The 23,268-nt window shown below is 51.5% G+C and carries 21 protein-coding genes; 1 reads left to right on the forward strand and 20 read right to left on the reverse strand.

The window, feature by feature from the left end; all coding sequences use genetic code 11:
* Nucleotides 1–12: 12 nt before the first annotated feature.
* The 20 genes from nadA to yabN all read right to left on the reverse strand — a co-directional run bounded on the left by nadA (nt 13) and on the right by yabN (nt 21,646).
* Nucleotides 13–951, reverse strand: coding sequence for a quinolinate synthase NadA (nadA, locus tag PGL01S_RS23600; protein WP_012772070.1), 939 nt, complete (start codon nt 949–951; stop codon nt 13–15).
* A gap of 250 nt (nt 952–1,201) precedes the next feature.
* Nucleotides 1,202–2,164 carry an ABC transporter permease gene (locus PGL01S_RS23605; protein ID WP_127496988.1) on the reverse strand — a complete coding sequence of 321 codons (963 nt, stop codon included), beginning with the start codon at nt 2,162–2,164 and terminating at the stop codon, nt 1,202–1,204.
* Nucleotides 2,161–3,255 carry an ABC transporter permease gene (locus PGL01S_RS23610; RefSeq protein ID WP_127496989.1) on the reverse strand — a complete coding sequence of 365 codons (1,095 nt, stop codon included), beginning with the start codon at nt 3,253–3,255 and terminating at the stop codon, nt 2,161–2,163. The genes PGL01S_RS23605 and PGL01S_RS23610 overlap by 4 nt, the downstream gene beginning before the upstream one ends.
* A gap of 6 nt (nt 3,256–3,261) precedes the next feature.
* Complete coding sequence (locus tag PGL01S_RS23615; protein WP_127496990.1) at nt 3,262–4,806, reverse strand: ABC transporter ATP-binding protein; 1,545 nt, start codon at nt 4,804–4,806, stop codon at nt 3,262–3,264.
* 109 nt (nt 4,807–4,915) lie between these two features.
* Nucleotides 4,916–5,983, reverse strand: coding sequence for a BMP family lipoprotein (locus PGL01S_RS23620; RefSeq protein WP_127496991.1), 1,068 nt, complete (start codon nt 5,981–5,983; stop codon nt 4,916–4,918).
* Between the two features lie 331 nt (nt 5,984–6,314).
* The gene (ftsH, locus tag PGL01S_RS23625; RefSeq protein WP_127496992.1) at nt 6,315–8,327 is read right to left on the reverse strand and encodes an ATP-dependent zinc metalloprotease FtsH; all 2,013 of its coding nucleotides are present in this window, start codon (nt 8,325–8,327) and stop codon (nt 6,315–6,317) included.
* Between the two features lie 104 nt (nt 8,328–8,431).
* Complete coding sequence (gene hpt / locus PGL01S_RS23630) at nt 8,432–8,971, reverse strand: hypoxanthine phosphoribosyltransferase (protein ID WP_012772064.1); 540 nt, start codon at nt 8,969–8,971, stop codon at nt 8,432–8,434.
* Nucleotides 8,972–9,025: 54 nt separating this feature from the next.
* Nucleotides 9,026–10,453, reverse strand: a complete 1,428-nt coding sequence (gene tilS, locus PGL01S_RS23635; RefSeq protein WP_127496993.1) for a tRNA lysidine(34) synthetase TilS — start codon at nt 10,451–10,453, stop codon at nt 9,026–9,028.
* A 53-nt stretch (nt 10,454–10,506) separates the two neighbouring features.
* The gene (locus tag PGL01S_RS23640) at nt 10,507–11,424 is read right to left on the reverse strand and encodes a serine/threonine protein kinase (RefSeq protein WP_127496994.1); all 918 of its coding nucleotides are present in this window, start codon (nt 11,422–11,424) and stop codon (nt 10,507–10,509) included.
* Entirely contained in the window at nt 11,408–12,136 is a 729-nt protein-coding gene (locus tag PGL01S_RS23645; protein WP_127496995.1) for a vWA domain-containing protein, read from the reverse strand. The genes PGL01S_RS23640 and PGL01S_RS23645 overlap by 17 nt, the downstream gene beginning before the upstream one ends.
* A gap of 227 nt (nt 12,137–12,363) precedes the next feature.
* Nucleotides 12,364–14,856, reverse strand: a complete 2,493-nt coding sequence (gene spoIIE, locus PGL01S_RS23650) for a stage II sporulation protein E (RefSeq protein WP_127496996.1) — start codon at nt 14,854–14,856, stop codon at nt 12,364–12,366.
* Nucleotides 14,857–15,625: 769 nt separating this feature from the next.
* Nucleotides 15,626–16,114, reverse strand: coding sequence for a S1 domain-containing RNA-binding protein (locus tag PGL01S_RS23655; protein WP_127496997.1), 489 nt, complete (start codon nt 16,112–16,114; stop codon nt 15,626–15,628).
* A 97-nt stretch (nt 16,115–16,211) separates the two neighbouring features.
* Nucleotides 16,212–16,523: an FtsB family cell division protein gene (locus tag PGL01S_RS23660; RefSeq protein ID WP_012772057.1), complete on the reverse strand. Its 312-nt coding sequence runs from the start codon at nt 16,521–16,523 to the stop codon at nt 16,212–16,214.
* Nucleotides 16,524–16,541: 18 nt separating this feature from the next.
* Nucleotides 16,542–17,150 carry a spore cortex biosynthesis protein YabQ gene (gene yabQ / locus PGL01S_RS23665; protein WP_127496998.1) on the reverse strand — a complete coding sequence of 203 codons (609 nt, stop codon included), beginning with the start codon at nt 17,148–17,150 and terminating at the stop codon, nt 16,542–16,544.
* Nucleotides 17,147–17,431, reverse strand: coding sequence for a sporulation protein YabP (gene yabP / locus PGL01S_RS23670; protein WP_127496999.1), 285 nt, complete (start codon nt 17,429–17,431; stop codon nt 17,147–17,149). The genes yabQ and yabP overlap by 4 nt, the downstream gene beginning before the upstream one ends.
* 109 nt (nt 17,432–17,540) lie before the next feature.
* Complete coding sequence (locus PGL01S_RS23675; protein WP_127497000.1) at nt 17,541–18,356, reverse strand: DUF817 domain-containing protein; 816 nt, start codon at nt 18,354–18,356, stop codon at nt 17,541–17,543.
* Between the two features lie 159 nt (nt 18,357–18,515).
* Entirely contained in the window at nt 18,516–19,256 is a 741-nt protein-coding gene (locus PGL01S_RS23680) for a hypothetical protein (RefSeq protein ID WP_127497001.1), read from the reverse strand.
* 154 nt (nt 19,257–19,410) lie between these two features.
* Nucleotides 19,411–19,689, reverse strand: a complete 279-nt coding sequence (locus PGL01S_RS23685) for an RNA-binding S4 domain-containing protein (protein WP_012772052.1) — start codon at nt 19,687–19,689, stop codon at nt 19,411–19,413.
* 3 nt (nt 19,690–19,692) lie between these two features.
* Nucleotides 19,693–19,965: an HU family DNA-binding protein gene (locus PGL01S_RS23690; RefSeq protein ID WP_012772051.1), complete on the reverse strand. Its 273-nt coding sequence runs from the start codon at nt 19,963–19,965 to the stop codon at nt 19,693–19,695.
* A 202-nt stretch (nt 19,966–20,167) separates the two neighbouring features.
* Nucleotides 20,168–21,646 (reverse strand): bifunctional methyltransferase/pyrophosphohydrolase YabN, encoded by a 1,479-nt coding sequence (gene yabN / locus PGL01S_RS23695; protein WP_127497002.1) that lies wholly within the window; start codon nt 21,644–21,646, stop codon nt 20,168–20,170.
* Between the two features lie 471 nt (nt 21,647–22,117).
* Here yabN and PGL01S_RS23700 point away from each other — a divergent pair, with 471 nt between their 5' ends.
* Nucleotides 22,118–23,257 carry a glycerate kinase gene (locus PGL01S_RS23700; protein WP_127497003.1) on the forward strand — a complete coding sequence of 380 codons (1,140 nt, stop codon included), beginning with the start codon at nt 22,118–22,120 and terminating at the stop codon, nt 23,255–23,257.
* Nucleotides 23,258–23,268 lie beyond the last annotated feature (11 nt).

Raw genomic sequence — 23,268 nt, forward strand, 5'->3', positions numbered from 1 at the left:
CGCATGCTCCTCCTATTTAACGAGTAACATGCGCTCCAGGGACTTACGGGCCTCGTCCGCAACATGATCAGGAACGTAAATTTGAGGCTGCATGGTTTCCAGGCATTTCACCAGCTTCTTCAAGTTGTTCACTTTCATGTTCGGGCAAACCAAATATTTGGATGCAAAATGGAAAGTCTTGTTCGGGCTGTCCAGACGCAATTGGTAGCCGGTACCGTCTTCCGTACCAACGATAAACTCCTGACAATCCGATTCTTTGCAATATTTAATAATAGCCGTTGTACTGCCGACGAAATCGCCAAGCTCCACAACCTCCGGACGGCATTCCGGATGCACGACAAATTGAGCGTTCGGATATTTCGCCTTCATCTCTTCAACGTCTTTCACCGTCAGCATATCATGGGTGTTGCAATAACCTTCCCAGATAATCATTTTCTTGTCGGTGTTCTGCTGCACGTAGTGGCCAAGGTTTTTGTCCGGTACCCAGATGACTTCATCGCCTTCAACCGAATTCACCACTTTAACGGCGTTGGCCGAGGTACAGCAAATATCCGTCTCCGCTTTGATTTCCGCAGAAGAGTTAATATACGTAACAACAGTCGCGTTCGGATGCTGTGCCTTCAGCTTGCGCAAGCCGTCCACGTTAACCATGTCAGCCATTGGACAGCCGGCCCGTTCGTCGGGGATAATGACGGTTTTGTTAGGAGCCAGAATTTTCGCGCTTTCTCCCATAAAATGAACGCCGCAAAAAACAATAACGTCCGCATCGGTTTGTGCAGCCTTTTGCGCGAGCAGGAACGAGTCCCCGCGGAAATCGGCCACCTCTTGAATTTCGTCTCGTTGATAATAATGGGCAAGAATGATGGCATTGCGTTCCTTCTTCAATTGCATGAGCCTTTCACGCAGTTCACGATTCTGTTCCGCCTTGCGTTCCAGCGCCAGTGCTTCCACAGTTGATCCTCTCCTCTTATGAGGGATGGGCGATGAGTCCCATTCCGATTATGGCTATCCAGACTTTGTGAATTGATGCACAAACTATTTCAAAGTCAATGGCCTATTTATGATTCTTTTGTTAAGGTTTAATTTACTCCAGGTGCAGGATGCTGTCAATGTATTTAGACAATAAAAAACCTCTTCTCCACAGCAAATTTTGCATGAAGTGGAGAAGAGGGCATAAACGGCTGCCTCAAAGGGATTCCGGCTACCTTTTCGCCGGATCATACGGCTCGCCCAGCGCACCTGGCGCCGCCGAGCGTCCAACTGCGCCGGCAAGCACAAGAAGCGTCAGCAAATACGGAAGCATATAGAAAAATTCGTTCGGAATATGATGCGACCATTCGAACAGCTGCGCCCAGTTCCGAAGCGCTTGCGCCATCCCGAAGAAGATCGCCGCTCCGGCTACGCCAAGCGGATTCCATTTGCCGAAAATAACGGCCGCAATCGCGATAAAGCCTTGCCCGGAAATCGTATTATGGGCAAAGTTGCTTGTTGTTGTCAGCGCAATCGTTGCACCGCCAAGTCCGGCCAATGCACCGCTCAGCATAACGCCGATGTAACGGTACTTCGTAACGCTGATGCCAACCGTATCCGCCGAGCTTGGATGCTCGCCCACCGCACGGAGGCGGAGGCCAAAGGTTGTACGGTACAGAACGATATAGCTGAGAATAACAACACCGATCACAATATAAGTGGTTGGGTAAGCCGTGAAAATACCTTTGCCGAGCAAAGGAATATCCGATAGTCCCGGAATAGCGACCGGATTAAACACATATTCCAGCGTTGGGGTTTGTCCGGAGCCTTCATAAAGGCTTTTCGTCAGATAGATGGCAAGGCCCGCCGCCAAAATATTAATAACGACGCCTACAATGGTCTGGTCGGCTTTAAACGTAATCGTGGCAACCGCATGCAGCAGAGACACCACAAGTCCCAAAACCAGACCGGCAAGAAGTCCGATCCACGGAGCGCCATGCTTCATCCCGCCCTGAATGGCTTGATCGGTGAATACGGCAGCCCCAAAAGCGCCCGCGATCATAAGTCCCTCAAGGCCGATATTCACGACGCCGGACCGCTCCGAGAACACGCCGCCAAGTCCGGTAAAGATCAGAGCGGTTGAGAAAACAAGCGTAATGCTAATTAATTGTCCGATTGTATCTAGTGCGTTCACAGGGCACTGCCTCCTTCCGACTTGCCTTTATTCGAGCGGCGAGCCATAAACGGCTTCAGGAAGAACTTCACGAGTCCATGCGAAGCGACAAAGAAGATAATGGATCCGATAACGATCCGCACAATCTCCGGCGGTACATTCGCTCCGAAGCTCATGCCGGCCGAGCCGTAGCTCAATCCGCCGAACAGCACGGCGCCAAGGAATACGCCGATTGGCGTATTGCCGCCAAGAAGAGCAACCGCGATACCGTCAAAGCCGTAACCCCATGACGCGGCCATAACCGTCTGGTAACCAAAGACGCCAAGAATCTCGAATACGCCGCCAAGTCCGGCGAACACGCCACTGATAAACATCGAAGTAATGATCGTGCGGTTAACGTTCATCCCCGCATACAGAGCGGCGTTCGGATTGAGGCCAACCGCGCGGAGCTCGTAGCCTTTTTTCGTGCGCCACAAGATAACGTAAAACACGACCACACCGATAAGCGCAATCAGCGTTCCCCAATGCATACGGGCATTGCCCATGCTTTCGGACAGCCACTTGATCGATACAAGCGCCGATTCGTGAACCGGCTTCGATTTCTGCTGGCCTTCCATGACGAGATACGTGCCTACGATATAGTTGGACAGGAAGAGGGCGATCCAGTTCAGCATAATGGAGGAGATAACCTCATTAACGCCTCTCGCTGCCTTCAAGTAACCGGCGAGCGCCGCCCACAGGCCGCCAAACAGCCCGCCTACGATAATCGCTAGCGGCGCATGAATATACCACGGCAAATCAAGCGTTACCCCGACAATCGTTGCGCCTGTCATCCCCATTAAAAACTGACCGTCAGCGCCAATGTTAAAGAGGCCTGTACGGAAAGCAAAAGCTACTGCAATACCGGTAAAGATAAGCGGCGTGATCGCACGGATGGCTTCGCCGATATCGTAAGGACTACCGAACAGCTTCTTCACCAAGGCAGTATACGCCATCCAAGGATCGTATCCACCCGCAAGCATCGCAAGCGCGCCGCAGATAAGACCAAGGATGATCGCCACGAGCGGCACGAGGAAGGAAGACTTGTCGAATATTTTTCTCATCGTGTTCATTTCGTTCTACTTCCTCCCTTCGGTTGCAGCTACTGCGGATGCATCGCCTGCCATCATCATGCCAAGCTGCTGATCGTCGCGATGATCGGCATCCACTTCACCCATCAAACGTCCTTCGTACATAACCGCGATTCGGTCGGACAAGGAATATAGCTCATCCAGCTCGAAGGAAACGAGCAGAATCGCTTTGCCTTCATTCCGCGCTTCGACAAGCCGCTTATGTACGTATTCGATCGCGCCGATATCGAGACCGCGCGTTGGCTGAACCGCAATAAGCAGGTCCGGGTTTTTCCAGAGCTCGCGGGCGATAATCGCCTTTTGCTGGTTGCCGCCGGAGAGCGAGCGCGCTTTCGCATGGATACCGGAGCCGCGGACATCAAATTCATTGACCAGCTTATCGGCCAGCGTGTCCATCGCCTTAAAGTCGATAAAGCCGTTCTTGCCGAACTGCGGATCGAAATAGCTGCCGAGAATCATGTTCTCGCTCAGCGTAAAATCAAGGACAAGACCATGCTTGTGCCGGTCCTCCGGAATATGGCTGATACCGGCCAGCGACACTTCGCGCGGCGTTCGGTTCGTAATATCCTTGCCGTTCAGTTTTACGCTTCCGCCGTTAACGCCGCGCATCCCCGTGATCGCATAAATAAGTTCGCTTTGGCCATTGCCGTCAACCCCTGCAATACCAAGAATCTCGCCGGCGCGAACATCAAAGCTGATGCCATCGAGAACCTGCTTGCCTTGATCGCCCTTCATACGCAGCGAATCAACGGACAGCACAACATCGCCAGGCTCCTTTTTCGATTTCTCGACTTCGAAGGTGACGTCTCTGCCGACCATCAGCTCGGCCAAATGCCGTTCGTTTGTTTCCGATGTTGGAAGGGTGCGAATAACCTTGCCTCTGCGGATAACCGTTACCGAATCCGCCAGCGCCATAACTTCCTTCAGCTTATGGGTAATCAAAATAATCGATTTGCCCTCCGCCGCCAGGTTCCGCAAAATTTCAATCAGCTCTTCGATTTCCTGAACCGTCAGTACGGCTGTTGGCTCATCGAAGATCAGAATATCGGCACCGCGGTACAAGGTCTTCAGAATCTCTACCCGCTGCTGCATGCCGACTGTAATATCTTGAATCCGCATTTGCGGATCTACTTTCAATCCGTAACGTTCGGAGAGATCCCGAACTCTCTGATTTGCTTTTCTATATTTCAAAAAACCGAATTTCGACGGCTCGTTGCCGAGCACGATATTCTCTGCCACCGTAAACGGCTGCACAAGCTTGAAATGCTGATGGACCATGCCGATCCCAAGTTCGATTGCCTTACCTGCACCGTCAATGACGGTCTTCTTGCCGTTAACCCAAATCTCGCCTTCTTCAGGCTGATACAAGCCGAACAAAATGTTCATCAGCGTTGATTTGCCCGCCCCGTTCTCGCCGAGCAGTGCATGAATCTCGCCTTTTTTCAGTTCAAAATTGATGTTGTCATTGGCCACTAACCCTGGAAAACGTTTCGTTATTCCTTTTAGTTCAACAGCCGTTGTGCTCCGGTCCATTCTTTCATCATCCCCCCGGGGTTTCTACCTGTATGGCAAAAAAGGACAAGACCGGCTTCCTGCCGGCCTTGCCTTGACACAGCGACATCAAATATTTTCGCGAGGAAAATTATTTAACTGGCACCGTGATCTCGCCGCTGATGATTTTTTGTTTGTACTCTTCAACTTTCGCAAGAACATCAGCTGGAACGTTTTTCGTGGAAGTCTCAGGCAAACCTACGCCATTGTCTTTCAGACCAAGCGTTACGACTTTGCCGCCTTGCCATGTACCGTTGATCAGGTCCGTCGAAACTTTATAAACAGCCGTTTCTACGCCCTTCATCATGGAAGTCAGTGTGATTTCGTCGCCGAATTCGAGCGATTGGTCTTTGTCTACGCCGATTACCCATACGTCTTTGCCAGCGTCTTTACGGGATTTAGCTTCGTTGAATACGCCGTTACCGGATGCGCCGGAAGCGTGGAAGATGATGTCGACGCCAGCGTCATACATCGTTGCAGCCGCTTGCTTGCCAAGGTCAGGCTTGGAGAAGTCGCCTACATAGTTGATTTTCATGCTTTTTGCAGCTTCAGGGTTAACCGCTTCTACACCAGCTTTAAAGCCGGCTTCGAACTTTTTGATAACCGGAATTTCCATGCCGCCTACGAAACCGATTTTGTTTGTTTTCGTCATCAGACCGGCAACAACGCCAACGAGGAAGGAGCCTTCATTTTCCGCAAAAGATACGGATTCAACGTTAGGCAGATCAACTTCAGCATCGATAAGCGCGAATTTGGAGTTTGGATTCTCTGTTGCGACTTTCGTCATCGCGTCCGTAAACAGGAAGCCGATACCCCAAGTCAGATCATATTTCTCCGATACGAAAGCCTTCAAGTTCGGCTCCATGTCGGCATCGCCTTTGGATTCAAGATATTTGGTTTCAGCACCGGTATCAGCCGTTACTTTCTTCAGAGCTTCCCAAGCGCTTTGGTTAAAGGATTTGTCATTAACGCCGCCAACGTCTGTAGCCATGCCAATCTTAAGTTTGGAAGTCGCTCCAGAAGTACCCGGGGATGCAGCACCCTCGTTGCCGCCTTTGTTAGAGTTATTGGTGTTGTCATGGCTCTTGCTGCCGCATGCGGACAAGACAAATGTCAACGCCAGGATGATCATAAGCATTAAACCAACTTGTTTCTTCATACCTGTTCTCTCCCCTGCTTTATATTTGTGTTTAGGGCAATTGCACTATCTTTATTATTCTTGATGTCCAGCGCCACTATTCTCCTTAATTATAATTACAATCTAACAGCCGTCAATCACATTATGTCAACTAATTTGACACAGAAATTTTGTTCACCAAACAACATGTCGATTATGTAACATTTGTGCGAGTAGTATTCGAAATTTTCGGACAAATAGCTAACATAGTCTTGGTTAGTCCTTTAATGAATACCCTCAAAACCCGAACGATAAACAAAAACAGCTGCCCTTCATTTGCTATCAAGCAAACATTGGACAGCTGTTTTTTTAATTAGGATCCTTTATTCGGATCTTCGTCGTCTGGTTTTTGTTCATCCAGCTCAGGAGGCGTAATCTCGCCTGCATCGCGGGTTTGAATGCGGACCTTCACGCCGCCGATCGTATCTACGATTGGCTCGGACGAGGATTCCGCTGCACCGCTTCCTTCTCCTGAAGACTCATCTCCGCCTTCAAGACCGCCGGATTCGATCAAGTTCTTGATTTGCTCAAGCTCGAGCGTTTCTTCTTTAAGAAGCGTTTGAGCGATCAAATGTACTTCTCTGCTCTTCTCTGTTAACAACTGCTTCGCGCGAGCGTAGCAATCGTTGATGAAGAATTGCATTTCCTGATCAATCTCGTAAGCGATCTTATCGGAGTAGTTCTGCTCATGCCCAAGATCTCTGCCCAGGAATACTTGGCCTTGCGATTGGCCGAACTGCATCGGACCAAGCTTATCGCTCATACCGTATTCCATGATCATGCTGCGGACGATACCGGTCGCTTGCTTAAAGTCGCTGTATGCGCCCGTACCAATCTCGCCAATGAACAATTCCTCCGCAACGCGTCCGCCAAGCAGACCCGTAACTTTATCAAGCAGCTCTTGCTTCGTTACGAGCATACGGTCTTCCTTAGGAAGCATAATGACGTAACCACCGGCACGGCCGCGTGGGATAATCGTAACTTTGTGTACCATGTCCGCATGCTCCAGGAAGTAGCCGACAATAGTATGACCAGCTTCGTGGTAAGCGACGATCCGTTTCTCGCGATCGCTGATGACACGGCTTTTCTTCTCCGTACCGACGATTACGCGGTCAATCGCCTCGTCAACCTCTTGCATGGCAATGTCTTTCTTGTTGCGGCGGGCTGCAAGAAGCGCTGCTTCGTTCAGCAGGTTCTCGAGATCCGCGCCGGTAAAGCCCGTCGTACGTTTTGCAATCACATCAAGCTTCACATCTTTGTTAAGCGGCTTGTTGCGCGCATGGACTTTCAATACCGCTTCGCGGCCTTTTACGTCTGGACGGTCAACCGTGATTTGACGGTCGAAGCGTCCCGGACGAAGAAGCGCCGGGTCAAGAATATCCGGACGGTTCGTCGCAGCGACGATAATAATGCCTTCGTTGGCACCAAAGCCGTCCATCTCAACGAGCAATTGGTTGAGCGTTTGCTCGCGTTCGTCATGTCCGCCGCCAAGTCCGGCGCCGCGCTGACGACCAACCGCATCGATCTCGTCGATAAAGATGATACACGGAGCGTTTTTCTTCGCATTCTCGAACAAGTCGCGGACACGGGATGCGCCGACACCGACGAACATTTCCACGAAGTCCGAACCGGAGATGCTGAAGAACGGCACGCCTGCCTCGCCGGCAACCGCACGGGCAAGGAGCGTTTTACCGGTACCCGGAGGACCCACAAGCAATACGCCCTTCGGAATGCGTGCGCCCACGACATTGAATTTGCGAGGATCCTTCAGGAAGTCAACGACTTCGACAAGCTCTTGCTTCTCTTCGTCGGCGCCCGCCACATCCTCAAAGGTAATGCGCTTCTTCTCTTCGTTGTACAGCCTTGCGCGGCTCTTGCCAAAGTTCATCACTTTGCCTCCGCCGCCCTGAGCTTGATTCATCAGGAAGAAGAACAAAATAAATATGATCACAAACGGAATTATGGAAGTAAGGAACGTAAGCCAGATGCTGGGTGTATCCATTGGCTTGTAGTTCAGCTTAAATCCGTATTGCTTCTCTGCATCAAGAATATCCTGCCCCGCTTCTAGACCGATACGCGAGGAGAAGTTCTTTTCTCCGTTTTTGGAGTCCGCAGGCGGTTCTTTATATTTACCTGAAACCAAATAAGTATAACCATCGTACTTCACGGTCAGCTCTTCCACGTTATTGGAACTGATCGCTTGGCGAAGCTGATCGTAACGAATTCCGACGGTAGTATTATTTTGGCTGCTGATAAACTGAATAATCCCAACCGTTACTAAAAAGATGATCAAATAAAATCCAGTATTACGGATGATCCGATTCATCCCCTACCTCCTCTCAAGACGCTTTTAATATTTTAACATAGCATGACTTTCCATCTCAATAGAACCAAGAGCGAGGGGGAGACATGCCGGTTTGACCGCAAATTCTATTTCTCGTAAACTTCCGGCTTCAGAATTCCGATGAACGGAAGGTTGCGGTATTTCTCTGCGTAATCGAGGCCGTAGCCGACAACAAACTCATCCGGCAGCGAGAATCCGGTGTAGTCCGCTTCAAGATCAACCGACCGGCGTGCAGGCTTGTCGAACAGCGTGGCAACCGTTACCGACTTGGCATTGCGGCGTTCCAGCACATCGATCAGGTAGCTCAACGTCAGACCGCTGTCAATAATATCTTCGACGATCAGGACGTCACGCCCTTCCACGGAGGCATCAAGATCTTTAATAATCTTTACGACGCCCGACGATTTGGTCGAAGCCCCGTAGCTCGATACCGCCATAAAATCGATCTCAAGTTTAATCGGCATCTCTTTGACCAGGTCAGACATGAAAATAAACGCACCTTTGAGGACGCAAATAACGAGCGGATTACGCCCGTCGAAGTCGCGGCTTAACGTTTCCCCAAGCTCCTTCACCTTCGCCTTGATTTGGCCTTCGTCGTAGAGTACCTCTTTAATATCGTTCAACAAAATGTAAATCCTCCTATATCTTTCACTTTATAATTATGAATACAGCAGTGCTTCTTATTCGTTCTCCATTCGAATGAACAGGAAGTCCGTTGTCTCATGACCGGTTTGCGCATGGCTTGAACGTCGTATCCCCGGAATCCAGAGCAGGCGGTTATTCGCATCAACCAGCAGCGGATATCGCTCACGCTCGGATGGCGCGATCTTTTCGTCAACGAACATATCTTGCACTTTTTTGGACCCATTTAATCCTAAAACCTGAATTCGGTCGCCAGGCTGCCGATTACGTACCGTAAGCGGAAAATCAAGCTGGTCCGCATCAAAGCAAACCTCGCTCCGTCCCGCAGGTCTTACCGCTTCACCCCGCTTCAGTCGCTCGATATGCAGCGCTCTTCCGCCGGCCGTGATAAACGCCGACTTCGAATCCCCGGAAATGGAAAAGGCATAGCTATCTTCGGACGTGCCCGATGCGTTCAGCACTCGCACCCATCGGATGCTGCCATACTCGCGGATGCACCGAACACCCGAGCCTGCGTCGTATCGCCAGGTACTCGGGGCTGCAGGGGCTGCCGCAAGCCGCATCGTCTCAATCGCGTCAAAGGAGGCAATTTCTGCATCCTTCGAAAGATAATTTAATATTAGTTTAATCAATCTTCTTTGTAAAGCGACATGAAGACCGACAAGCTCGCCGGCATTAAGCTTGCATTCATCCGGCGACGACGTTACGAGCGATGCAAAGAGCCGCTGTCCTTCAAGCTCCATCCAGTCATCCTCCGCCCCCGCCACATCGGCGATCCGCCTGAGCGAGTGGGTAAGCTGAGGATTAAATTGCGAAAGATAAGGGATAACATCCAGCCGAACGACATTTCGAAAGTAATATCGCTCATTGTTGCTGCCGTCGAGGCAATAAGGAATATCCTGCCCGGAGCAGTAGCGCACAATGTCTGACTTGTTCATACGAAGTAATGGTCGAATAAGTTCCACGTTTTTTTCTTTCCGTTTGGCGGCCATTCCCGCAAGGCCGGTTAGGCCCGCTCCGCGGATGACCCGCATCAGCACCGTCTCCGCCTGATCATCGGCATGATGGGCAAGGGCGATGGCGGATGCATCGTATTTTACCGCAATTTCATGCAGAAAAGCGTAACGCTTCTCCCGCGCCGCGGATTGCGCATTCATTCCCGTTTCTTCTATGTATGCGGGCATATCGAGTTCAATCATCTCGAAAGGCACGCCCAGCTTCACCGCGTATTGGCGGACAATCTCCGCCTCCTGCCGGGAAGCCTCCTTGCGGAAGCCATGATTGACATGGGCCGCAATAATCGTAAGCTGCTCCTGCCGGGCTGCAAGCCAGAGCAGATGCAGCAGAGCCATTGAATCGGGACCGCCGGATACGGCGGCCACGATTCGGTCGCCCTTTGACCATAGCTGTTCGGTTGCTGCGTATTTCATCATGTCGATCAGCAGCTTATGGTCTCCCGTTTCCATATGCGTATGTATCTCCCCATTCCCTTTTAGTATATGTTTCTTCTATATATCAGCTATATACCACTTCGAAGCAGCCAGTAAACCGAAATGCCAAGCACAACGGCCGACACGGCGGCAAGCCCTTTAAGCCATCCGGGCGTCTTTGCGCTTTTGACCCGCGTATCCCTGCGGTGCAGCAGTCTCCTCCAGGCCTCCGCTCCTTCCGAAGCGTCGAAGAATTGCCCGCCGAGTGCCTGCCTCAGCCATCCCGCTACGGGAGCCAGCCCCTTGCACTCGCCAATTAAACGTTCCAGCTCTTCGGTTGAACGGATTTGCGGCAACCCTCCCGTCAGCGCGTGAAGCTTCTTCGGCTCATGGAGCATGATGCAAAGCATGGCGAAGGAGAACAGATCGTATCTGGCATCCGCCGAGCGCGTGCCCGCATTCCAAAAGCCTCGGTCATAAATTTCGGTGAACTGGCGGATCCCTTTGCCCATCGCCGTAACGCCGCCGTAATCGACAAGCTCCACATACCCGTAGTCGGCCACCAGCACGTTATCGATCTTCAGATCGCCGAATACCCAGCCCCTGCGGTGAAGTTCGGCCAGCTTGCCAAGCAGATTAAGACCAATAAGCGGGAACCATTCGGGCCCGTTTTTATCCAGGAAGTCGGAAATCGTTACCCCGCGCACGTATCTCATAATATAGAAAGGATACTCTTTGCCATCCTCTCCAAGCAGATCATCCACTTCATAAAGGTAGGTCTGCTTCCGGTCCTGCTTCTCGAGAGCCTGCAGAACATTGATCTCCGACTGCAGATCAATGGCGTCTATCCCTACTTTTAATGCGCACCAGCCGCGGTCGGCATGAACGAGATAAACCTTGCCGTTCGCTCCCTCTCCAAGCAACCGCTCGACTCGATAACGGGAGTGCTTCCATTTCCCCGTTACAACGGCACCGCGGCGGAGATTCAACTTAAACGACGTAGTCACTCATCATCCCATCCGTTTCATCGTTTCTGCTCTTCTTACCATAATCCCCCTGCCGGTAAAAATCAATGACTTGCATCATCGCCGGACCCGTTGGCGTTGTCCCGCTCATGGGGAATTTCGTAAATATAGAGGAAATGCCTTTCAGATTATCGGTCCAATCCAGATCCAGCTTGCAGTCCTCGCCATGCTTGCTGCTTGGGAAATGGAACACGGCAATCTCGCTCTGCCCCTGACGCGCCTGCAGGCTTAGCATAAGATCATGAATCGCTTCCTCGACCGCGCGAAGCTTCGGCTTCATGCTGGCGCTTGCGTCTATCAGCAGGGCAACCTGCAGCTTGGATGTCTCGCCAAGCTCGTCGATAACACGGACGACCTCGCTCCGCTTCTCGGGTGGGAGCGCTTCGATCGAACCGTTGCCAAGCACCTGCTTCAGTTCCTTTTGGACCGCCAGCTGAATCGTTTGAACCGCCGTTTTTCTCGTCATCATTTGAACCGTCTGCGACAGCTGCCGCATATTCACAAGCCTGCTCAGGCCCCCTCCGGCGCGAGCAATCTCTTCTATTTCGGATGCACCAAGTTCTCCCACATCGCCGTAATCGAGAATTCCTACCACGTTAACCGCAATACCTTCCGACTTCGCATGCGCCGCCGCTACAACCGGACTCATTCCGACGTTGGAGCAGCCATCCGTCACCAGCAATATTTGTTTCATTATTCCTTGCCTCCTCTTCAAAACAAGCATAACCTCTCTATTAGTTTTGCCGTTTGAAGCGAGGGATAAACCGCTAGATTGCCCTATTTCCCGAGAAATTATGCAGCCCCTGCAATGAAAAATTTATAATCGTGCCTAAGCCATGCGAAAAGGCTCCCGGAGCGAAAGCGCAAACTGCCGCGCTTTCGTCCAAGAGCCTGCATCCGCCCATTTATCATCTGCCTCCTTCAGCTAACCGTCCGCGGCCGCTCCAGCCGGTTGATTCCCGGCCATCGGAATGACGCCCATTCCGGCAAATGCTTATCGATCTTTGCGACAAGCACCGTCATATCGTCTTTAATATCGCCCTCATGATACCTCACCACGGTCTCCAGCAAGGCATCGGCCATTTCCTGCGGTTCTTCGGTTTTCAGCTCCTGAATAATCCTCTTCATCCACATCTCCTTATTGACCGCATGTCCCGGCGCGTCATATATCCCGTCGCTCATCATGACGATCGTATCGCCCGGCTGCAGCGGCATGGAGATCAGGTCGAATTCAATATCCTGCAAAATACCGACCGGCAAATTATTCGCCGTTACGGGAATCACCTCGTTTCCTCGTTTAATAAAGCTTGGCGTCGAGCCAATCTTCATGAAGGTCGTCCTCGCCGTATATAAATCGATCATCGCCAGATCGATTGTCGCGAACACCTCATCGGGCGAACGCAAGAGAAGAATCGAATTGACCGATTTGATGGCAAGTTTCTCGTCCATCCCGGACTTCAAAAGCTGCTGCAAAATCGACAGGGCTGCGCTGCTCTCCTGGCGCGCGCGTTCTCCATTGCCCATGCCGTCACTAATGGCTACGGCGAATTTGCCATTGCCAAGCTCCAGCATACTGAAGCTGTCTCCCGACAGCAGGTCGCCTCCTTTGGCGGCACCGGCAATGCCTGTCTCCACCTCGAATTCCTTGGCCGAACCAAACACGACAAGGGTTGGTTCGCCATTCTTCTCTGCCGGTCTCTCCGATTTGACGGCCACATGCTCGCCTAGTATATCCGATAAGAGCGGAGCGATAATTTTGCGGCATTCATCGTAGCCCCTGGCAAAATGGTGATACAGTTCGATTTCCACATTCCCCTCTTCCAGATTAATGACCTCAATTTCCTGTATGGATAATCCCAGTCCCTCCAAGGCTTCACGGATCTGTTCCTCCTGCAGGTGCAGGGTCTGCCCCTCCCTTTTAATTTCATGCGCCAGGTCCTCCATCACCTGCGATACGCCCGATAATTGATCCGCCACCAGCTGCCGGGAATCGAATATTTGCTTTTTCCAGTGCATATCATTCTTATAAAGCTCGTACTCCTGCTCGATAATGCCAAGCACCTGAGCAGGCTTCGCGCAATGGGACGCCCATGTGCGCGGCATATTGTGCGTTGGAATGCGATCCTCGTCCACCGCCGAGATCATGTCCTTCATCATTTGATAGGTTTGAAAATACTTGCCCTCCCAGCAAGCCTTATTCCGGTGGCAGTCCGCGCAGCTTCGCGCCGACACCGCCTGCATGAAATGATTAAGCTCCTCCTCCTGCTTCACGGCACCCGCCGTGTTATTGAGTTGGCCAAAGCTCTTCGAGAGCTGGCGGAACACCTCCGAATATTGGGATACCCGCTCCGCCGTTACATCGCGTACGCGCTTGGCATACTCATGCTGCGACTTGGCATGCTCGTTTGTACCCGGAACATAGCGGGCGATGGTTCGTATCATAATTTTTGGGGTAAGCATAAGCAGGACAGCTGCGGTGACCGACTCCCATGTCGACGTCATCACATCCGATCCGCTTCCCACATAGATGGCGAGAATCGAGGTGCCAAGCAGCATGCCGAAGGCAACCGCGGCTTTACCGCCTTCACGCAGAAGGCCGGCCAATAGACCCGCGAAAGCAAGCAAGCTCATTTGCACAACCGCGTTAAAGTCAGCGAGACTAAGAATAAGTCCGGCAACTACGCCGACGCAGGCTCCAAGCGGAGCTCCGCCTGCAAGGGCAAACAATAGCAGCAGGAAGCGCGACATAATATGTTCAACGGACAGACCGTAAATTTGCCAGCCTACCGCTCCGGTCATGACGGAGGCAAGCAGAATCATCAGGCAGATAATCTCTTCATTCTTGAGAGAGGCGGTTTTTTTCGCCATGGTCAGAACCGGTATGGCCTGAATAAAGACAAGCGTAAGCACAAAGCTGAGCGCTGCCTCCACCACCACCATCATGAACCCATACCAGCTCATCGTATCTCCTATGAAGAGTCCAAATAGCTGCACAAGTAAGGTGGAGATAAAGACGAGTAAGGGAGCAGTCCCGAGCTCCGCTTTCTCGTAAGCCTCCAGGCCTTTAAATAATAAGAATAGAACGGCGAGCTCCATCCCGATCCATAAGGGTGCGGGCGTAACCGCGAACCAGCTCCCGGCCACGAGCGATACGGCTGTCCAGGCGAACGCGTCTTTTCGAAGAAAGTAGACGACCGCAAAGTAAGCCGCAGCGAAGGGCATCAGGGATTCCAGGATCACCGCCCTTCCGAGCAGGAAGCCAAGCCCCACAAGCATGATTGTCCATTTTTTCGCAAGCACCAGCTGGACCAGCCTTCTCGAAGATAACCATCCACGGCCCTTCTCCATCATGGAACGTCCCCATCCCATTTGTTGCTCACCTGCGGGAAACATAATCACGTTTTCTTTTTTCATATCGAACACCACCCATTTCGTTTTGTTGTGGTTCTCATTATAGGAGCATGTCCGTATGAAGTTTGTCAGTTTAACGTGGGCGTGCCAAAGTTTTTTCCGACAAAAGCCAAATCCTTCACCCACAAATTGTCAACGCTTTCAAATCCGCGCCGCTGCTGGGTTTAAACCTGACACGTGACTATTGGCACTACTGCCGCTTCAACAAAAACCGTCGCGTCGCGCCTCGTTCTGTCCGTGAATTCTTTGTTTTCTGCTGTCGGGATTGCAGGGAGTATCGGGGAAACAAGCTGAAACTTTTTTTGAAATGAGGTATATTTTTTGAAAAATGCGCATAGCGGGGGCCGAAAAACGTGAATGGAGCGTTTTTTTCTTGCGTCTGGGGCGAGAAGGGGCTTCGTAGAACTCCGTTCGCTGCATCACGAAGACAATTGAAGTCTGCTTTTATGAGGAAGTTTGTCGCTCCGTACGGGATGGTCTTAATTCCCCTACTTGAATCGTTTATAAACATAGAGTTTGGGGAGTGACGAGAAGGCGTGCTGCAGTGAGAAAACCCGGATCGATGTAACTCGAAGATGGGCGACCGCGGTTAGCGGTAGGTTTTATCGCCGAATGGACTGCCGTGAGAAAACCAGAATCGATGCAACTCGAAGATGAGCGACCGCGGTTAGCGGTAGGTTTTATCGCCGAATGGACCATATTCATGGTCCATTGCGGTAAAAAAGGCAGAACCGTTTAGGTTCTGCCCTCATATGATTGTATAAAATCCAGCTTAGACCCGTTTAGCACCGCGGCCGCCGCGTTTGCCTTCGGTATTTTTCTTCAGGGAGGAGATACGTTCTTCGCTATCTTTCAGGAAGCGAGACATTTTATCCTCGAATGACGGTTTGTTGTAAGACGGTCTGCCAGCCGACTGCTTGTTGAAAGGACGTCCACCGCGATCTTGACCGCCGCCGCCTCCACGGTTAAAACCGCCGCCACCGCCTGCACGTGGTTCACGTTGTGGTGCTGCTTGGCCCTCAGGCCGGTCAACTGCCTGTTTAATGGAAAGTCCGATCTTACCGTCTTTATCAACGTTGATCACTTTGACTTTAACAACATCGTCAATTTTCAGGTGATCCTTCACGTCTTTGACGTAGTTATCGGCAATTTCCGAGATGTGAACGAGCCCTGTGACACCCCCGGACAAATCAACGAATGCTCCGAAATGCGTTATGCCTGTCACTTTGCCTTCTAACTTGGCTCCTACTTCAATTGCCATAAAATAAAATGTTCCTCCCTAAGCTAAATAGCGTTACTATCGTGATTATAACCGAATCGTCAAAGTAAGGTCAACAGACGTTCACCCGTTGTAGCGTCTATTTAATGACCTGAATCTGTTGTTCTCCAGGTGTTACCATTCCTTGTTCCTTCGTTGCAAGTTGTCTGATATATTCCGGATCGTTAAGCCGATCGATCTGTTGTTGAAGCTGCTTGGACTGCAAAGTGGAATCATCTACCTGCTTCTTGATCTCTGTCAATTGCGCCTGCGTGGCACGCGCATCCTTGATTTGACCTATAAAGGTATACGCCGCCCAGCACAAAAATAGAGTGATGCACATGGCCCATATGCGCAGACGGCGTTTGGATCCTGCGTTCCCTGTCGATGGATTGGCTGTGGCAGTCGTCATAACGGTAAACCTCCTAAATCATTTGAACAGGCGTTTCCATAATTTAATAACGCCCGATAGGATCTTGTCCCATCTTTCTTTGAGCTGCAGGCTGGAAAGCTTTGGTCCAAGCCATCGCCATAGAGGGCGCGTAAGCGGACCAAGCAGAAAACGCAGCAAAAGCCAGAACGGACGAACCAATTGTAGCACAATTTTTAACAGGAAAATAGTGAGTGCGGTCCCAAATCCGATTAATACGCGGATAAACCGGTATAAAAGGACGACCGGCTTCACAATTAGAAGGTCAAATGTCCGCAGCGTGAACCGGATGAGGGCTCGTACCGCATCAATCAGCCATTTTACCGTACGGATGACTGGTTTGCTCAGCAGCCAATAATAACATAGCACGCCAATAAGCAAGCCGAGGAATACATACGCCCGCACCTCGCCATAGTTGCTGGCGTACAGCACACGAAATACGAGGAGCGATGCGGCAAGCCAGTACACCATATCGAGTACCGGCAGCGTCCACCGCGGGAAGCGCAATTCATTCGACACAACCCGATAGCCGTCGAAGATTACACCCATCCCGATGCCTGACAGCAGCATCATCCCCATTGTGAGAAACTGTAGGCTTAAGGAGGTCACTTAAACAGCTTTCCGAATAAGCCTTTAGTTTTGGTAGAGGTATTGGCGTCCAAATAGGCGAGTGAATGGACATACCCCTCGATGGCGACCAGGTTTTGCTCCAGATTGAGATGCTTGATATGCAGGTTTTGCCCTTTTATCATCAAGAAGCCAAGATCGGTATCGAGCAGAAACTCTTCGCTGTCGAAACTTTCCACATTTAATACGCCAGTAATTTCGAGCAGCTTGCGGTTCAGCATTTTGACTTCCTGCCGCTTCTGCCCTTTGCTTTGTTCAACCATTGACCCGTCCCTCCACTTCGAAAGCATAGCTTGAGACTAGCTTATGGGGGTTGGACGAACTTTAGAACATTCGCGCGAGGGCAATTCTACTCTTTCATATTCGGTTTCGCTAGAGCGCTGGATTTCCTCCGTCTCTGGCGCTTTTTACGCGCTTCAGCTGCGCAACGATAATGACGCTGATGACAACAAGCAGGAACCAGGAGCTGATTTTTCCCAGGTGGACAATATGCCAGGTATGCTCCTGGTCCGGATAGGCCCATGCCCCCATAAACGTCGAAATATTTTCCGCGAGCCAGATGAAAAAGCCGATAAGCAGGAAGGACAGCACGACATGCATGCGGTACTCCCTCCCCCCCACCTTGTAAGCAAAGGATGTCCGGTAAAAGACGATAATCAGAAGCAGCGTCAGCAGCCACCGCATATCCCACAAATAGTGATGGGTAAAAAAGTTTAGATAAATAGCAGCGCACACCATTACGGCATAACGCTGCCGCGGCCACCCGTATACGGAGATCGACAGCCTCCTCCATGCCTGGCAGATATAGCTCGCAACGCTGGCGTACATAAACCCGCTGTAGAGCGGCACCCCAAACAGCTTCGACCAGCCTTCCCCCGGGTAAGACCAAGAACCCATATGCACTTTGTACAGTTCAAGCATCAATCCGATAATATGGAACATGCAAATGACCTTGAGCTCGTCGATCGTCTCCAGTTTAAATACCACCATTCCAATCTGGGCAAACAGGCAGATCAGCAAAAGCAGATCGTAACGATGAACGTAAGGTATGGATATAACCTTGGTTAAAGCAAGAGAAGCGAATATAATAACCGGAAAAATACAGGACATGGCCTGCTGATAACCAAAAATAAAAAGCTGCCATATACGGCGAATCCAGACGGCATTTAATAAGGGCTGCAATTCCATAAGTATGCCCCTCCTCTGCTTGATGGAAATTCACCATTAAAGTACCACAGATATTTATCGTTTTACAATAAATATTTAATGATATCATTGATATGTTTGTTTCGGAGAATGAAAAAAAGCACTTCCCCGTTCGGAGAAATGCTCTTTTTCCTTAACTATTTATGCCGTTACCGCAGCTTCTTCCGCCCCCCGGGCAGCCGCCGCATATTGCTCCGTTCTGATCTTGAGATAAAGAACGAGAGATAGAATAACCCCAATTAGCGATAACCAGTCTATGAACAGATAATAAAGCGTAACCGTAATCCCGTTGATCATCCCCGACTCTAGCAGCAGCTTGCTTGCACCCAAGCCTAAGAGAAAATTAACTAGATTGACAACAATGCCAAGTCCGAGAAAACGCCAGAATTGTCCTGCGGCCATATTGCGGCTGCTCTCGAGCGGATTCGTCACGGAGGTATTCTCAATCGAGACGACAGCGGGAAGCAGCAGAAGCCTGACGTACATGAACAAACCCGGAATGACAAACAACAGGAGCCCCGCCGAAAAAATGACGCTTTGGAGAAAACTATACATGATCATCCGAGGCCACTTGCGGAGCCCCCAGCGGTAAGCATCGGCAACGCTGCCCTTGCCGCCCCGGAGTCTCTCAATCAAGCAGTAAACGACAACCGGGGTCAGCAAGGTTAGGAATAGCTGGGAGATGATAATATCCTTGAGAATATTATCGATGGACAGGTTGGAAAAACCGTAACAGATTATGAGTTCGACCGGCACGATTGTGATTGCCGTTATGAACAGCAGCACTGCGGCATTTTTAATAAAGAGAGAAAAGGTTAGTCCCAATACGCCTCCGCCCTTTGAAGGACGGACTTCGGGCAAATTCGTCATGGCCGGAATCAAGGGTTGTCTACCTCCTGAGCATCAAGGTGAACCGGCTTCCCGCCCTTAGACGGGATTGATCCGGCGAATTCTAAGCCATGTTTATGGGAGACGCAAACCTACACTCCTGGAATTGAAAAAAGAGCTGCCACTTAAGGTGACAGCTCTTTGTTGTTTACCAGCCGAGATTATCCTCGCGCGGGCGTTGTTCTTCCTTGATCAAAGTGTAGAGCTCACCGGCTTCATCCTTGCGGGTCGTCTCGGCAATTCGTTCGACGCGAACGGTTACCGTCTTCTGTCCGTATTGGATCGTAAGCTCATCCCCTGCTTTAACCGTGCTGCTAGCTTTCGCTTCACGGCCGTTGATCCAGACGCGTCCTTGCTCGGACACGTCCTTTGCTACCGTACGGCGCTTGATCAACCGGGATACTTTGAGGAATTTATCGAGACGCATGTATTACTTGATAGCGTCTTTCAGTTTGTTGCCTGCTTTGAATGCAGGAACTTTGGATTCTGGGATGGAGATTTCTTTACCCGTTTGCGGGTTGCGGCCAACGCGGCCGGAACGTTTACGAGTTTCGAAAGTACCGAAGCCGATCAATTGTACTTTGTCTCCGCCTGCAAGCGCGTCAGTAACTTCGCCGAGGAAGCCGTTCAGTACCGCTTCTACGTCACGTTTAGTCAAACCGCTTTTTGTTGCAATGTTGTTGATCAGATCTGTTTTGTTCATTATTAATATCCTCCTAAATTCAATTCGCCTGTTTTGTTCGGTCAGCGCTGCTACTGGGTGCTGCCGTTTGTTTGGTAATTTTAAGCATAAACACAAACACGTTGATACTTATTCTGCTTGTCTGTAAAAAAATCCTGCTGCACGAGTAAAAAAATTTACCGAAAGATGCAGAAATGTTGCGATTCGTGGCGAATCCGAGGCTCTATTGTCGCTTCGCTTCTTCCCACCAACGATCCATTTCTGTTAAATCAGTCTGGTCAAAAGTTTTGCCGTTTATACGAAGCTGCTCCTCAATATAAGAGAATCGGCTCTTAAATTTTGCATTGGTGCGAGAGAGAGCTTCTTCAGGATCCGCGTGGATAAAGCGAGAAGCGTTCACAACCGCAAAAAGCAAATCTCCCAGCTCTCCTGCCTGCTCTTCCGAATCCTTCGAATCTATCGCCTCGCGCAGCTCGCGAAGCTCCTCTTCTATTTTGGTCAGAACCGGTCCCAGCTCCTCCCAATCAAAGCCAACCTTTGCCGCTTTCTTCTGAAGCTGGTAGGCCTTCATAAGCGCCGGCAGATCCTTCGGAATGCCGTCCAGCTGCGATTTGCGGGCATCGGCTTCGCCTTTCCGCTTCTTCTCCTCCGCCTTCATCTGCTCCCAGTTGACAAGCGCTTCGCCGGCATCCCCGGCGCTGCGGTCGCCAAACACATGCGGATGGCGGAAAATCAGCTTCTCGTTCAGGCTTTCGATAACGTCATAGACAGAGAATGCTCCCGTCTCCTCTTCCATCTGGCTGTGCAGCATCACCTGAAGGATCACGTCGCCAAACTCCTCCCGCATATTGTCGGGATCGTCGTTATCAATGGCTTCAAGCGCTTCATACAGCTCTTCGATGAAATTTTTGCGGATGGACTGATGCGTCTGCTCGCGGTCCCACGGACAGCCTTCGGGGCTGCGCAGAATAGCAACGATCTCATGAAGACGGTCGAACGTGCGGTTAAGAACGGCATCCTCTTCCGTACGGGGTACCCAAATCAGCGACAGATTGCCGAAGCCCGGCGTCCGGTCGAGCTCGTACAGCGGAACCTTAAGGATCTGTTCCTCGCCCGTTACTCCAAGCGCGTGACCAACAACAACCTCGTAGTCATCCGGGTAACGCTCCATCAGCGCGAGCTTCACATCCGATGCCGTATAAGCATCATAGACCTGCCCGATAACCGTATGTAAGCGCGGCTGTACGTGAGCCGCCTTCAGCTCTGCCGCATCAAGCAGCGCAAAGCCTTCGATCGGATCAATGCCAAGACGGATAAAAGCCTGGTCAAGGAAGCTTTCCCCGCCGATAATTTCGAGCGTTATACCAGCCAGCGAGCAGCGCTCGCGCAGCAGCTGTACCGTGCGCTCCGCTACCATCGGATGCCCAGGTACGGCATACAGGATTGGCGCGGATGCCTCCTGCGCCTTGCGGACAAGCGTATCCGCTATTGTATCATAAACCTCCGGAAAGGTGTCATGCTGTTCATAAACGCTGTCAAAGGACGTGTAAGCCAGCTGATGCTCACGCAGCAGCGACATCACCGGATGCTGCTCCGTGCGGACATAAATCGCCTCCGCCTCCTGCAGCCTCCGCCACACGCCAAGCGTTAATTGATCAGGATCGCCCGATCCCAGGCCAACTACCGTTATCGTTTGCGCCATATTCGTAATGCTCCTTCCTGCCACAAGCAGATTCTATAGGTAGTATACCATTTCTTGCATGGGGATTAATAATGCCCTGTAGCTGGAGATAACAATTAGCAGGCTTTTTACCTGCTGCAGCTTGTACAGGCTGCTCTTGCGGCGCTTTTACCGCATTTAGCAGGCCTTTTGCCTGCTACGGCTTGTACAGGCTGCTCTTGCGGTGCTATTTACCGCATTTAGCAGGCCTTTTGCCTGCTGCAGCTTGTACAGGCTGCTCTTGCGGCGCTGTTTACCGCATATAGCAGGCCTTTTGCCTGCTGTGGCCCGTTTGGCCCGCACTTACGGCGCCATTTGCCGCACGTAGCAGGCTTTTTGCCTGCTGCAGTCCGCGCTGACCGCTCATGTTGCTCCTTTCCCCCTCTTACAGCGCAGGGACCGGGGAATCAGGTATACTAAAGGCAATAAGGAACATAAAAGGAGAGGGCTGCTCTGAAAATCGTTATAGCACCGGATTCATTCAAAGGCAGTTTGTCCGCCGCTTCGGCAGCGGAAGCCATTGCTCGAGGCATCCGGCGGTGCGTGCCGGATGCCGGCATCGTCAAGCTTCCGATCGCTGACGGCGGAGAGGGAACGCTCGACAGCCTGCTCGCCGCTACGGGCGGTGAGCGCATAACCGTTATCGTAACGGGCCCGCTAGGGGCAAGCGTCAGCGCTTCTTACGGAATAATCGAACAGACGGCCGTTATTGAGATGGCGGAAGCTTCCGGCCTTTGCTTGCTGTCCGAGGAACAGCGTAACCCGGCCTTGACGACAACTTACGGGACAGGCGAGCTTATCCGCCACGCGCTGGACCGTGGTTGCCGGCGGTTTCTGCTCACCGTAGGCGGCAGTGCCACTAATGACGGCGGGACCGGCATGCTGCAGGCTCTAGGGATGCGGCTGCTGGATCAGCAGGGCAATCCCGTCTCGCCCGGCGGAGGGTCTCTAGCGGATATTGCGACGATTGACGACAGTCTATGGGATCCGCGCATTGCGGAGTCTTCTTTTGTTATCGCCACTGACGTGCAAAACCCGCTTATCGGGGAGCAGGGGGCTTCAAGCGTATTTGGTCCGCAGAAAGGCGCTTCTCCCGAGACGGTAGACCTTCTAGAGCATGGGATGACGGCGTGGGCGGATCTAATCGAAGCGAAGACGGGAATCCGGCTTCACGAACGCCCTGGCGCAGGTGCAGCCGGCGGCTTGTGCGGCGCCTATCTGGCCTTCTTTCCCGCTTCCGTTCGCCGCGGCATTGATGTCGTTCTGGAGCATGTGCGTCTGGAGGAGCATCTAGACGGTGCGGATCTGGTCATAACCGGGGAAGGCCGCATCGATCACCAGACTTCCTCCGGCAAAGCGCCGATGGGCGTCGCCCAACTGGCCAAGAAGCATGGAGTACCTGCGATTGCGTTGGCAGGCTCCGTCGGCTCCGGCATTGATGTCCTGCATGCGGAGGGAATTAGCAGCGTACACAGCATCATGAATACGCCAATGACCTTACAGGAAGCGATGGAGCGTGCCCCCATCCTGCTTGAGCAGTCGGCTGAGCAAGTTATCCGTGCTTTTCTGGCAGGACGCGCAAGCAAACCATAAAGGACCGGAGG

The organism is Paenibacillus glycanilyticus NBRC 16618 (assembly GCF_004000805.1).
GTDB lineage: Bacteria > Bacillota > Bacilli > Paenibacillales > Paenibacillaceae > Pristimantibacillus > Pristimantibacillus glycanilyticus.